The sequence below is a fragment of the Gilliamella sp. Pra-s60 genome (assembly GCF_009795755.1).
GTDB lineage: Bacteria > Pseudomonadota > Gammaproteobacteria > Enterobacterales > Orbaceae > Gilliamella.
The window spans coordinates 1-359 of the sequence record NZ_WTFA01000057.1 but is presented as its reverse complement, the minus strand read 5'-3'; the positions used below and the strand labels follow the sequence as shown (position 1 = coordinate 359).

1 rRNA gene is annotated in these 359 nt (G+C 41.2%); it reads left to right on the top strand.

Features of this window, described 5'->3' with window-relative positions:
* Positions 1-176 precede the first annotated feature (176 nt).
* Positions 177-359, top strand: a 16S ribosomal RNA gene (locus tag GQ596_RS10995); the annotation flags it as partial.

Sequence of the window (359 nt, the reverse complement as noted above, 5' to 3'; positions counted from 1 at the left end):
ACGAAATGTTGAGTTAATTAAACGCTGTTAGCTCTTTAAAAAGAAGAAACAGACAATCTGTGTGGGCACTTGCGAGACAAAAGATAAAAGTCTACGGACTAAAAAATTAAGTCTTGATAAGTGACACTGAAGATTCATTTGAATATGTCAGAGACAGTTATTGAGCATCAAACTTTAAATTGAAGAGTTTGATCATGGCTCAGATTGAACGCTGGCGGCAGGCTTAACACATGCAAGTCGAACGGTAACATGAGTGCTTGCACTTGATGACGAGTGGCGGACGGGTGAGTAAAGTATGGGGATCTGCCGAATGGAAGGGGACAACAGTTGGAAACGACTGCTAATACCGTATAATGTCG